Below are 12,116 nucleotides of genomic sequence, written 5' to 3'. Positions count from 1 at the left end.
AATGGAGGCGAAGCGCCTCAAGGAGCCATGTCCGGTGTTTCACGCGATAGTGTCCATTAAAAAATGATGGACACTATTTTCCCGGAACCGGAGCCCGCTGCACAGACGGTTTAAATGTGACGCTTACGGACGGTGGGATTTTTTTTGTCTGCGTAATGCCTCTTTCGCTGCTCAATTAACATGGCGACCTGTGCGGAGAACCTTTGCTGCATGATTGACGCCGCGCTGCACGGATCAGGCTAATGTAGCCCTGATTACATACCTCAGGATGATCCCTCCGTGGTGTTTCTGCCCGCATACCTCACCCGAAATGTCCGTAACAGACAATAAAAAACCCGGCCGGAGCCGGGTTTATCACGTCTGCGAACCGTGCTTATGGCTTGGTCGCAGGGGCCGTTGCCTGGTGGGTAGCACTATGGCCGCCCGCAGAACCTTTGCCTTCAAAATTGAAGGAAGGACGCTGCCAGTCGCTGTGACGCGCAGGCTCTGGTTGCCATGCTGGCGCAGGCGCTTTGGTCATTGGGGCTGACGCAAAGTGCTTCCAGCGCGTTTCCGCATTGTCCTGGAGGGCTTCTACAGCAACGTCGCGCGCAGCCACAGGCGCATGCGGTTCGGTGATGGGTGCAACGGTTTCCTCTGCAGCAACCGGTGCATTTAACACCGCGTCAACCTGAGCTTCGGTTGTCGGGCTCACCGCCGTACCGGCCTGCTCTGCGGGCTCAACGTGCTCGTGTTGGGCGACCTCGGGCGCGGCGGTCACGTCGGACTTATGCGCGTCTTCAGCCGTGACATCGGCAGGTTGTGCCTGCTGCGCAACGGCGTCGGCGCGGGCTTCTGCAGCCGCAGGAATCACAGAGGGTTCCTGATGCACAGGAGCATCAATCGCCTGCGTGTCATCCGTATTCACCACAGTAACCGGCGTGTCTGTCTGGGGTTCAGCAACCTGTACTGGATCGGGCTGTGAAACCGGCGCCTCGTCTACGGCCGCTGCCACAGGCAGGGCGATAGCAGGTGCTGTGTCTGCATGGCTGTCGTCCTGTGCGGTTTTCACGGCATCCTGTGTGGTCTGCTCTTCGTTCGTCTGTGCGACCGGATAGCGCACCCAGACTTTGCCTGACGCCATCTCAGGTGAGGCCGAAGCGGCTTCTAATGGCATAGCAGACTGTGTTGGGTAGCGCTCATCGCGGTAACGACGGCGACGCTGACCACTGACGCGCAGATGGCGCGGTGAACGACGAGAGCGACGCGGCATGTTGGCGTTATCACGCGCTTCGGTTTCGTCCGCGTCGTCGACCTGTGAGGCTTCTGCAACCGGCTGAATCTTGCGGGCTTCAACAGATTCTGCTGACTCGACGGCAGCATGCTGAGGCTGATCATTGTTGTCGCCAACACGCACTTTTTGCGTCAGCTGACGCGGTTTGCGGCGTGGCATAGCCTGAACGCGCTCATCGTCCTGTGCTTCAGCCGCAACGGGCTCAGCGGTTTCAACGGCCTGTTCAACCGCGCTGTTCGCTTCCTGCTGGGCACGTTTCTCTTCCTGACGACGACGCTGACGTTCAGCACGCTGTTCACGACGCTGCTGCTGTTGCTCATCGCGTTGCTGGCGAGCTTCATCGCTCAGCGCCGGACGTTCATCACGCGCCTCATTAGACTGCCCCTGACGCTTATTACGACGGTTGTCTTCACACGGTTCACGATTGTCACGGGTTTCGCGGTTGTCCCGAGATTCACGCTGCTGAGTGGTGTCACCATTACGTGGCGTGCGCTCACGGCGGTTATTGTTACGGCGGTTGTTACGACGATCGCCACGCTGATTGCCGTTCTCCTCACCGCTGGTTTTCTGCGGTTCGGTCACTTCAGCAACGGGCTCTGCCGTGGCAGGCGCAGGCTCACCGGCGAACATTTTTTTCAGGCCCGCCAGCAGGCGACCAACAAAGCCTGTTCCGTTGGATGGCGTTGCAGGGGCGGTTTCAGCAACCGGCGCAGTTCGCGCTTTGGTCGCTTCCGGCGCTGCTTCCGTCGGTGCCGGTGGCGCATCAGGCATCACAAATGCCGCCAGGGCCGGTTGTTCTGGACGACGACGTTCGGCATGTTCTTCTTCCGAAGGCATCGCCATTTCGGCTTCGTGCAGCTTAGGCAGGTGATAGCTCAGCGTCTGCGTTTCTTCACCTTTCCGCACGCGCAACACGGAGTAGTGCGGCGTTTCCATCCGGTCGTCCGGTACGATAACCGCACGCACGCCGCCCTGGCGTTTTTCGATAGCATTGACCGCTTCACGTTTTTCATTCAGCAGGTAAGAGGCCACAGGCACCGGGACAATAGCATGCACTTCTTTGGTGTTGTCCTTCAGGGCTTCTTCTTCGATCAGGCGCAGAATAGACAGTGACAGCGACTCGTTATCACGAATGGTGCCGGTACCGCTACAGCGCGGGCAGACATGATGGCTCGACTCACCCAGTGACGGGCTGAGACGCTGGCGGGACATTTCCAGCAGGCCAAAACGTGAAATATGGCTGATCTGAATACGGGCACGATCCTGACGGACCGCCTCACGCAGACGGTTTTCTACCGCGCGCTGATGGCGAACCGGCGTCATATCGATAAAGTCGATAACGATCAAACCGCCGAGGTCGCGCAGGCGTAACTGGCGGGCGATTTCATCTGCTGCTTCAAGGTTCGTGTTAAACGCGGTTTCTTCGATATCGCCACCACGCGTAGCGCGTGCCGAGTTGATATCGATGGCGGTCAGTGCTTCGGTGCTGTCGATAACAATCGAGCCACCGGAAGGCAGGCGCACTTCACGCTGGAAAGCGGACTCGATTTGCGACTCGATTTGATAGTGGCTGAACAACGGGATTTCGCCGGTGTAGAGCTTGATCTTGCTGGTAAAGTCCGGACGGCCCAGAGCCGCAATATGCTGACGCGCCAGTTCCAGGACCTTCGGGTTATCGATAAGAATTTCGCCGATGTCCTGGCGCAGGTAATCGCGGAATGCGCGCACGATTACGTTACTTTCCTGATGAATCAGGAAGGGCGCAGGACGGCTGTCAGCGGCTTTCTTAATCGCTTCCCAATGTTTCAGACGGAAGCTGAGATCCCACTGCAGCGATTCAGCTGATTTGCCTACACCTGCGGTACGGACAATCAGCCCCATACCATCAGGCAGTTCCAGTGCCGAAAGCGCTTCTTTCAGTTCGGTACGGTCGTCACCTTCAATCCGACGAGAAATGCCGCCCGCGCGCGGGTTGTTCGGCATCAATACCAGATAACTTCCTGCCAGCGAGATAAAGGTGGTCAGCGCGGCGCCTTTATTACCCCGTTCTTCTTTATCGATCTGAACAATAACTTCCTGGCCTTCACGCAGCACATCCTTAATGTTTGGACGACCGTGAGCGTTGTAGGAAGCAGGGAAGTATTCGCGAGAAATTTCTTTGAGAGGGAGGAAACCGTGACGTTCTGCACCGTAGTCGACGAAAGCCGCTTCAAGGCTGGGTTCGATACGGGTGATTTTACCTTTGTAGATATTGGCTTTTTTCTGTTCGTGTCCGGGACTTTCGATATCCAGATCGTACAGACGTTGACCATCAACCAGGGCAACGCGCAACTCCTCCTGCTGAGTTGCGTTAATTAACATTCTTTTCATCGTAACGTACTCGTTATTCTTTCATGAGTGATTAAAGCTGCGGGCATAGTTACCCTGGACGAGTATCAACCGATGGCCCCGTGACTTAGTGCAATGTCGTCAACCTCACGGTTATCGACCGCGCGAGGGGCGCAAATAACGTCGGTGGCCTGTTTTTCATAAGGAACAACAGCACCAGATAGTGGAAATGCGAGAGATAATTCTGTAAACCCGTGCACTCCATCTCATGTCCAGGCCGCAACCCGCAGCCCGCTAAGTGCCTGATTTCGCATTACGTCTTACGCCATTGCTGCGTGTCTGCTCAATCCGACAAAATAACTAATTTCGCTTTTTTTCTTATCTGAATCCTCAGCTAAGAAACCTAAGCATTATTCCACTGCTAACCTTCATATAGCAAGGTGACTTTAACTGACTGATCAATTTTCTTTACATTTTAAGAACCCTGCGACAGAAAGCGCATTCAGGCTGTTGAAAATGCCAGCAATCTGATTGCTCATCCCGACGCTACGCAGAGAGTTAAGCACATAAAAAGGGGTGGCGCTATGAGGGGACACTATTTAGAATCGCCGCCATGAAAACAGAGAATCCCGGCGTACAGTTTGTCGCCATCACGGCTGAAAACGCCGGACAACGTATTGATAACTTTTTGCGCACCCAGTTAAAGGGCGTGCCGAAGAGCATGATTTATCGCATCGTGCGGAAAGGTGAAGTGCGCGTGAATAAAAAACGCATCAAGCCTGAATATAAACTCGAAGAGGGCGATGAGGTTCGCATTCCGCCAGTACGTGTGGCGGAGCGTGATGAGGACGCTGTCTCGCCCAAACTGGCCAAAGTTGCCTCACTGGCTAACGCCATCCTCTTTGAAGACGATCATTTGCTGGTCATGAACAAACCGTCCGGTACAGCCGTACACGGCGGCAGCGGCTTAAGCTTTGGTGTGATTGAAGGACTGCGCGCCCTGCGTCCGGAAGCGCGCTTTCTGGAGCTGGTACATCGCCTTGACCGCGATACGTCCGGCATTTTACTGGTGGCCAAAAAGCGCTCAGCATTGCGTTCGCTGCATGAACAGCTGCGTGAGAAGGGCATGCAGAAAGATTATCTTGCGCTGGTGCAGGGCAACTGGCCCTCGCATATCAAAGTGGTTCAGGCGCCGCTGCTGAAAAATATCCCGCAAAGCGGTGAACGTATGGTGCGTGTCAGCAGTGAAGGCAAACCGTCGGAAACTCGCTTTAAAGTGGAAGAACGTTTTGCGTTTGCCACGCTGGTCAAAGCCAGTCCGGTAACCGGGCGTACGCATCAGATTCGTGTACACACCTTGCACGCCGGTCATCCTATCGCCTTTGACGATCGTTACGGCGAGCGCGACTTTGACAGCAAACTGGCCTCTACGGGGCTGGATCGGCTCTTCCTGCACGCGGCTGCGTTGACATTTACGCACCCGAATACAGGGGAAACCCTGCGTATGGAAGCGCCGCTGGATGACACGTTACAGCAGTGCCTGACGAAGCTGCGCCAGCAAAAAAACTGACGCAGGGCGGCATCACGCTCCCAGGGGATTGATGCCCGCTTCACGCAGCATCGCGCTGAGCGCGATAAGCGGCAGTCCCACCAACGCATTCGGATCACGCCCTTCAAGCCGGTCAAATAAGCAGATGCCCAGTCCTTCACTTTTGAAACTGCCGGCGCACTGTAGCGGTTGCTCTTTCTTTATATAGTTGGTGATGTCGGCCTGACTCAGCGTGCGGAAATGCACGGTAAAAGGTTCACAGCACTGCATCAGTCGCTGGCTGGCAGGGTGGTAGAGGGCGAGGCCGGTATAAAAGGTTACGCGGTTGCCACTGGCAGCGCGTAGCTGTGCTTCTGCGTTCTGCGCCGTATGGGGTTTTCCGGTAATCCTGCCGTTAAGGACGCAAACCTGATCGGAACCAATGATCCAGTGATGTGGATAACGCTCAGCCAGCGCCTGAGCTTTGGCTATGGCCAGGCGCGTAACCAGATCCTCTGCGCGTTCATTTTCTAACGGCGTTTCATCTGTCTGGGGTGAATCTACTGTAAAAGGCAGGCCAAGCTTGCTCAGCAGCGCCTGACGAAACGGTGAGGTTGATGCTAAAAGAATCGATGCTGTCATTTTTTTTCAATATTGATAGCGAATTGGTGGCAGTCATTTTAAACTGTGCGCCGCACTGGATGCGAATAGTGGTTGAAAGATGCTGTCCAACGGCCTTTTTCTTTGACTCTATGTGATTACAAAGTTAATATGCGCGCCCTATGCAAAAGGTAAAATTACCCCTGACGCTGGACCCCGTCCGCACTGCTCAAAAACGCCTTGATTACCAGGGTGTTTATACCTCGCAACAGGTAGAGCGTGTGGCTGAGTCGGTCGTCAGTGTGGACAGTGATGTTGAATGTGCCATGTCGTTCGCGGTTGATAACCAGCGTCTGGCAGTACTGACGGGTACTGCTGATGTTGAGGTTACGCTTCGTTGTCAGCGCTGCAACCAGGTTTTTCCACATCATGTTCACGTAAGCTATTGCTTCAGTCCTGTTTCATCTGATGAGCAGGCCGAGGCGTTGCCGGAAGCGTACGAGCCGGTTGATGTCAACGAATTCGGTGAGATCGACTTGCTGGCGGTTATTGAGGATGAAGTTATTCTCGCGCTGCCTGTGGTTCCGGTGCACGATTCTGAACACTGTGAAGTGTCCGAGGCGGACATGGTCTTTGGCCAATTGCCTGCAGAGGCAGAAAAACCAAACCCATTTGCCGTATTAGCCAGTTTAAAGCGTAAGTAATAGGAGTAAGGTCCATGGCCGTACAACAGAATAAACCCACCCGTTCTAAGCGTGGTATGCGTCGTTCGCACGATGCGCTGACCACTGCTGCTCTGTCAGTAGATAAAGTTTCTGGTGAAACTCATCTGCGTCACCACATCACTGCGGATGGTTACTACCGCGGTCGCAAGGTTATCGTTAAGTAAGATCTTTGCTTAGCAAGGCGATACCTTGACACGTTTGACCCTGGCTATCGATGCCATGGGCGGGGATTTCGGTCCCTGCGTGACGGTGCCTGCAGCATTGCAGGCACTGGCCTCTCATTCGGAACTCATCCTTCTTCTGGTCGGAGACCCCGACATTCTCACGCCATTGCTTGCCAAAGCCGATTCCGCCCTGCTGGCGCGTTTGCAGGTTGTCCCTGCCGAATCCGTTATTGCAAGTGATGCGCGACCCGCACAAGCCATACGTAACAGCCGCGGCAGTTCAATGCGAGTGGCGTTAGAGTTGGTGAAAGAAGGGCGGGCAGAGGCCTGCGTCAGCAGCGGCAATACCGGCGCGCTGATGGGGCTGGCGACATTATTACTGAAGCCGCTGGACGGCATTAAGCGTCCGGCGTTGATGACCGTTTTACCCCACCAACATCAGGGAAAGACGGTCATTCTGGATTTAGGTGCCAACGTCGATTCTGACAGTGCGATGCTGGTGCAGTTTGCGGTAATGGGCGCGGTCATGGCCGAAGAAGTGTTGGGCATAGCGCATCCCCGCGTGGCACTTCTCAATATTGGCCATGAAGAGCATAAAGGGCTTGAAAGCATTCGCGATGCGGCGTTAAGTCTGAAGGCATTACCGCAAATTAATTACATTGGTTACCTTGAAGGTAATGATTTGCTGACCGGCAAAACGGACGTGCTGGTTTGTGATGGTTTCGCTGGAAACATCACACTGAAGACAATGGAAGGCGTGGTAAGAATGTTCCTTTCTCTGCTGAAATCATCGGGAGAAGGTGAAAAGCGGTCGTGGTGGCTGACGTTGCTGGGGCGCTGGGTTAAAAAGCGTTTGGTCAGGCGTTTCGGCCATCTCAACCCCGACCAGTATAATGGCGCTTGTCTGTTAGGATTGCGCGGGACAGTGATCAAGAGTCATGGCGCAGCAAATCAACATGCCTTTGCCATGGCGATCAATCAGGCCGAGCAAGCGGTGAGGCGGCAGGTTCCTGAACACATTGTCGCCCGTCTGGACGCTGTATTAGCCAGGAGTGACAAAGCCTAGATGTTTACCAAAATTATCGGTACGGGCAGTTATTTGCCCAGCCAGGTCCGCACCAATGCCGACCTGGAAAAAATGGTGGAGACCTCGGACGAGTGGATTGTTACCCGTACCGGCATCCGTGAGCGCCGTATTGCTGCGCCGGATGAGACTGTTGCAAGTATGGGCCACCAGGCAGCACAACGTGCCCTGGAGATGGCGGGCGTCGATGCCAATGACGTGGGCCTGATCATTGTGGCGACCACGTCTTCCAGTCATGCCTTCCCCAGCTCTGCCTGCCTGATTCAGCAGATGCTTGAAATCAAAGATTGTGCCGCGTTTGACCTGGCTGCGGCCTGTGCAGGCTTTACTTATGCGTTAAGCGTTGCCGATCAATACATCAAAAATGGTGCAGTGAAACATGCGCTGGTCATCGGTTCTGATGTCCTGGCGCGTACGCTCGATCCTGAAGATCGTGGCACGATCATTCTGTTCGGTGACGGTGCGGGCGCAGTGGTACTGGGTCAAAGTGAAGAGCAGGGCATCATTTCTACCCATCTGCATGCTGATGGCCGTTACGCCAAATTGCTGACGCTGCCTTATCAGGATCGCGCGCATCAGGATCAACCCGCTTACCTGACAATGGCAGGTAATGAAGTCTTCAAAGTGGCCGTGACAGAACTGGCGCACATCGTTGATGAGACCTTGCAGGCGAACAACATTGCGCGTGAAGAGCTGGACTGGCTGGTGCCGCATCAGGCAAACCTTCGCATTATCAGCGCCACGGCGAAAAAACTGGGCATGACCATGGAAAAAGTGGTAGTCACGCTGGATCGTCATGGAAATACCTCAGCCGCATCCGTGCCCAGCGCACTGGATGAAGCCGTGCGCGATGGCCGCATCAAACCCGGACAACTTATTTTGCTGGAAGCCTTTGGTGGTGGATTCACCTGGGGTTCTGCGCTGGTTCGCTTTTGATTGACAGGAACTGAAAATGACGCAACTTGCTTTTGTTTTCCCAGGTCAGGGCTCACAGTCTGTGGGCATGTTGACAGAACTCGCTGCCGCTTATCCGGTGGTTGAAGAGACGTTCCGTGAAGCCTCTGAGGCCCTCGGTTATGATCTGTGGCAGTTAGTGAGCCAGGGCCCCGCGGAAGAGTTGAACAAAACCTGGCAGACGCAGCCTGCGCTGCTGGCCGCTTCCGTGGCGATTTACCGTGTCTGGCAGCAGCAGGGGGGCAAACAGCCTGTGCTGATGGCGGGCCACAGCCTGGGCGAATATTCTGCGCTGGTCTGTGCGGGCGTACTGGATTTCGCGGACGCAATAAAACTGGTTGAACTGCGCGGTAAACTGATGCAGGAAGCCGTGCCAGAAGGCACCGGTGCCATGCAGGCGATCATCGGGCTTGATGATGCGGCCATTGCGAAAGCCTGTGAAGAAAGTGCGCAGGGTGAAGTCGTTTCGCCGGTGAACTTCAATTCGCCAGGCCAGGTCGTTATCGCGGGTAACAAAGATGCGGTAGAACGTGCAGGCGCGGCCTGTAAAGCGGCGGGCGCCAAGCGCGCGTTGCCGTTGCCGGTCAGCGTACCTTCGCATTGTGCACTGATGAAGCCTGCGGCGGAAAAACTGGCACTGACGCTGGAAACGCTCACCTTTAAGGCACCCCAGGTGCCGGTGATTAACAACGTCGACGTGAAAGCCGAAACGGATGCCGACGCGATTCGTCAGGCGCTGATTCGCCAGCTTTACAGCCCGGTACGCTGGACAGAAAGCGTAGAGGCGATGGCTGCGCAGGGCGTGACGCAACTGATTGAAATGGGTCCGGGTAAAGTGCTCACTGGCCTGACCAAACGTATCGTAGATGGCCTGTCTGCGGCAGCGGTGAACGATACTGCGTCATTGACTGCGGCACTTGCACAGGAATAAGAGGAAAATCATGAGCTTTGAAGGTAAAGTAGCGCTGGTAACGGGCGCGAGCCGCGGCATTGGCCGTGCGATTGCAGAAACCCTGGCTGCACGTGGTGCAAAAGTGGTGGGAACTGCAACCAGCCAAAGTGGTGCCGATGCGATCAGTGCTTACCTTGGCGATAAGGGACTGGGCCTGCTGTTAAATGTGACAGATGCCGCTTCCATCGACAGCGTTTTAGAGAAAATTCGCGCTGAATTTGGCGAAGTGGACATTTTGGTCAATAATGCAGGCATTACGCGTGATAATTTACTGATGCGTATGAAAGACGATGAGTGGCAGGATATCCTTGATACCAACCTCACATCAGTTTTCCGTCTTTCTAAGGCGGTGATGCGTGCCATGATGAAAAAGCGCATGGGACGTATCATCACCATTGGTTCCGTTGTCGGAACCATGGGTAATGCGGGTCAGGCAAACTATGCTGCAGCAAAAGCGGGTTTGATTGGCTTTAGCAAATCACTGGCGCGGGAAATCGCGTCACGTGGCATTACCGTCAACGTCGTGGCTCCGGGCTTCATAGAGACCGACATGACGCGGGCACTGAACGAAGATCAACGTTCCGGTATTCTGGCAGAAGTGCCTGCGGGTCGCTTAGGCGAAGCGCAGGAAATTGCTAATGCTGTTGCATTCTTAGCCTCTGACGAAGCAGCCTACATCACGGGTGAGACGCTGCACGTCAATGGCGGCATGTATATGGTCTGATAATCACGAAATCATTTGCATTATTTGCGTATAAAACCGCACAATAGCGTAAATCGTGGTTAGACCAGCCGGGATTTTGTTGCATCTTTTTCAACATTTTATACACTACGAAAACCATCGCGAAAGCGAGTTTTGATAGGAAATTAAATAGTATGAGCGATATCGAACAACGCGTTAAGAAAATCATCAGTGAGCAGCTGGGTGTGAAAGAGGAAGAAGTGACCAACTCTGCATCTTTCGTAGAAGACCTGGGTGCCGATTCTCTTGATACCGTTGAGCTGGTAATGGCTCTGGAAGAAGAGTTTGATACTGAAATTCCAGACGAAGAAGCTGAGAAAATCACTACCGTTCAGGCAGCGATCGACTATATCAATAGCCACAAAGGCTAATGAATATCTTCAGGCGGTCAATTGACCGCCTGAGTTTTATGTTTGCCCCACAATAGTCATTTTTTTCCCTCCCTGGAGGACGAACGTGTCTAAGCGTCGTGTAGTTGTGACTGGTCTTGGCATGTTGTCTCCTGTCGGCAATACCGTAGAGTCTACCTGGAGTGCTCTCCTTGCCGGTCAGAGCGGCATTAACCTGATCGACCATTTTGATACCAGCGCCTATGCAACACGCTTTGCAGGTCTGGTAAGAGATTTCAATTGCGATGACTTTATTTCCCGTAAAGATCAACGCAAGATGGATGACTTCATTCAGTACGGCATCGTGGCAGGCATTCAGGCCATGCAGGACAGCGGTCTTGAAGTGACCGAGGAAAATGCAGGCCGGATTGGCGCGGCAATTGGTTCAGGCATTGGTGGTTTGGGTCTGATTGAAGAAAACCATACCTCGCTGGTGAACGGTGGTCCGCGTAAAATCAGCCCTTTCTTCGTGCCTTCCACAATCGTCAATATGGTGGCGGGACATCTCACCATCATGTATGGCCTGAAAGGCCCCAGCATTTCCATTGCGACCGCCTGTACTTCTGGCGTTCACAACATTGGTCATGCGGCACGTATCATCGCCTATAACGATGCTGACGTGATGCTGGCAGGTGGCGCGGAAAAAGCCAGTACACCATTGGGTGTAGGTGGGTTTGGCGCGGCGCGTGCACTGTCTACACGTAACGACAACCCACAGGCGGCAAGCCGTCCATGGGATAAAGACCGTGATGGTTTTGTACTGGGCGACGGCGCGGGCATTATCGTACTGGAAGAGTACGAGCATGCTAAGAAGCGTGGCTCTAAAATCTACGCGGAAATCGTGGGCTTTGGGATGAGCAGCGATGCCTATCACATGACCTCGCCACCGGAAGACGGCTCTGGCGCAGCCGCAGCGATGATCAATGCGCTGCGTGATGCACAGATGACGCCTGACAGGATCGGTTACGTCAACGCGCATGGCACGTCAACGCCAGCAGGTGATAAAGCCGAAGCGCAGGCGGTGAAATCAGTGTTTGGTGAGGCTGCCAGCAAGGTTATGGTCAGCTCAACTAAGTCAATGACCGGCCATTTACTGGGTGCGGCAGGCGCGGTTGAATCGATCTATTCGATTCTGGCGCTGCGCGATCAGGCGGTTCCACCGACCCTGAACCTGGATAACCCGGACGAAGGTTGCGATCTTGATTTCGTTCCTCACACTGCACGTCAGGTGTCTGGACTGGAATATACGCTGTGTAACTCTTTCGGTTTCGGTGGCACTAACGGTTCACTGATTTTCCGTAAAATCTAAACCTGGCGTTTATGATTGCTTAAAAGGCCCGCTATGCGGGCCTTTTTTCTGTCCAGCGACGAAGAGAA

The 12,116-nt window shown here is 54.3% G+C and carries 11 protein-coding genes; 9 read left to right on the top strand and 2 right to left on the bottom strand.

The genetic code is table 11. From position 1 onward, the window contains the following. Positions 1-373 precede the first annotated feature (373 nt). Positions 374-3,643, bottom strand: a complete 3,270-nt coding sequence (rne, locus tag F7Q90_RS02595; RefSeq protein ID WP_006118826.1) for a ribonuclease E — start codon at positions 3,641-3,643, stop codon at positions 374-376. A gap of 571 nt (positions 3,644-4,214) precedes the next feature. Between rne and rluC the strand changes: the two genes are divergently transcribed. Beyond that, positions 4,215-5,171, top strand: coding sequence for a 23S rRNA pseudouridine(955/2504/2580) synthase RluC (gene rluC / locus F7Q90_RS02590; RefSeq protein WP_006118827.1), 957 nt, complete (start codon positions 4,215-4,217; stop codon positions 5,169-5,171). Between the two features lie 12 nt (positions 5,172-5,183). Here rluC and F7Q90_RS02585 read toward each other — a convergent pair whose 3' ends face one another. After that, positions 5,184-5,771: a Maf family protein gene (locus tag F7Q90_RS02585; RefSeq protein WP_006118828.1), complete on the bottom strand. Its 588-nt coding sequence runs from the start codon at positions 5,769-5,771 to the stop codon at positions 5,184-5,186. Between the two features lie 140 nt (positions 5,772-5,911). Here F7Q90_RS02585 and yceD point away from each other — a divergent pair, with 140 nt between their 5' ends. The 8 genes from yceD to fabF all read left to right on the top strand — a co-directional run bounded on the left by yceD (position 5,912) and on the right by fabF (position 12,048). Then, positions 5,912-6,433, top strand: a complete 522-nt coding sequence (gene yceD / locus F7Q90_RS02580) for a 23S rRNA accumulation protein YceD (protein WP_006118829.1) — start codon at positions 5,912-5,914, stop codon at positions 6,431-6,433. Positions 6,434-6,447: 14 nt separating this feature from the next. Continuing rightward, positions 6,448-6,618 (top strand): 50S ribosomal protein L32, encoded by a 171-nt coding sequence (gene rpmF, locus F7Q90_RS02575; protein ID WP_003849870.1) that lies wholly within the window; start codon positions 6,448-6,450, stop codon positions 6,616-6,618. A gap of 25 nt (positions 6,619-6,643) precedes the next feature. Then, positions 6,644-7,684 carry a phosphate acyltransferase PlsX gene (plsX, locus tag F7Q90_RS02570; RefSeq protein ID WP_006118830.1) on the top strand — a complete coding sequence of 347 codons (1,041 nt, stop codon included), beginning with the start codon at positions 6,644-6,646 and terminating at the stop codon, positions 7,682-7,684. Further along, positions 7,685-8,638, top strand: a complete 954-nt coding sequence (locus F7Q90_RS02565) for a beta-ketoacyl-ACP synthase III (RefSeq protein ID WP_006118831.1) — start codon at positions 7,685-7,687, stop codon at positions 8,636-8,638. 16 nt (positions 8,639-8,654) lie between these two features. Next, a complete protein-coding gene (gene fabD, locus F7Q90_RS02560; protein WP_006118832.1) occupies positions 8,655-9,587 on the top strand; it encodes an ACP S-malonyltransferase in 933 nt (310 codons plus the stop codon). Positions 9,588-9,597: 10 nt separating this feature from the next. Next, positions 9,598-10,332, top strand: a complete 735-nt coding sequence (fabG, locus tag F7Q90_RS02555) for a 3-oxoacyl-ACP reductase FabG (RefSeq protein ID WP_006118833.1) — start codon at positions 9,598-9,600, stop codon at positions 10,330-10,332. A 152-nt stretch (positions 10,333-10,484) separates the two neighbouring features. Next, complete coding sequence (gene acpP, locus F7Q90_RS02550; protein WP_003849865.1) at positions 10,485-10,721, top strand: acyl carrier protein; 237 nt, start codon at positions 10,485-10,487, stop codon at positions 10,719-10,721. A gap of 85 nt (positions 10,722-10,806) precedes the next feature. Then, the gene (gene fabF, locus F7Q90_RS02545) at positions 10,807-12,048 is read left to right on the top strand and encodes a beta-ketoacyl-ACP synthase II (RefSeq protein ID WP_006118834.1); all 1,242 of its coding nucleotides are present in this window, start codon (positions 10,807-10,809) and stop codon (positions 12,046-12,048) included. Positions 12,049-12,116: the final 68 nt, after the last annotated feature.

It is taken from the genome of Pantoea stewartii subsp. stewartii (assembly GCF_008801695.1).
Taxonomy (GTDB): domain Bacteria; phylum Pseudomonadota; class Gammaproteobacteria; order Enterobacterales; family Enterobacteriaceae; genus Pantoea; species Pantoea stewartii.
This window is presented reverse-complemented; position numbering and strand designations above follow the sequence as displayed.

Excerpts from the sequence above, each read along its gene's own strand:
- rne (WP_006118826.1), bottom strand. The coding sequence starts at position 3,643 with ATGAAAAGAATGTTAATTAACGCAACTCAGCAGGAGGAGTTGCGCGTT.
- rluC (WP_006118827.1), top strand. The coding sequence starts at position 4,215 with ATGAAAACAGAGAATCCCGGCGTACAGTTTGTCGCCATCACGGCTGAA.
- F7Q90_RS02585 (WP_006118828.1), bottom strand. The coding sequence starts at position 5,771 with ATGACAGCATCGATTCTTTTAGCATCAACCTCACCGTTTCGTCAGGCG.
- yceD (WP_006118829.1), top strand. The coding sequence starts at position 5,912 with ATGCAAAAGGTAAAATTACCCCTGACGCTGGACCCCGTCCGCACTGCT.
- rpmF (WP_003849870.1), top strand. The coding sequence starts at position 6,448 with ATGGCCGTACAACAGAATAAACCCACCCGTTCTAAGCGTGGTATGCGT.
- F7Q90_RS02565 (WP_006118831.1), top strand. The coding sequence starts at position 7,685 with ATGTTTACCAAAATTATCGGTACGGGCAGTTATTTGCCCAGCCAGGTC.
- fabD (WP_006118832.1), top strand. The coding sequence starts at position 8,655 with ATGACGCAACTTGCTTTTGTTTTCCCAGGTCAGGGCTCACAGTCTGTG.
- fabG (WP_006118833.1), top strand. The coding sequence starts at position 9,598 with ATGAGCTTTGAAGGTAAAGTAGCGCTGGTAACGGGCGCGAGCCGCGGC.
- acpP (WP_003849865.1), top strand. The coding sequence starts at position 10,485 with ATGAGCGATATCGAACAACGCGTTAAGAAAATCATCAGTGAGCAGCTG.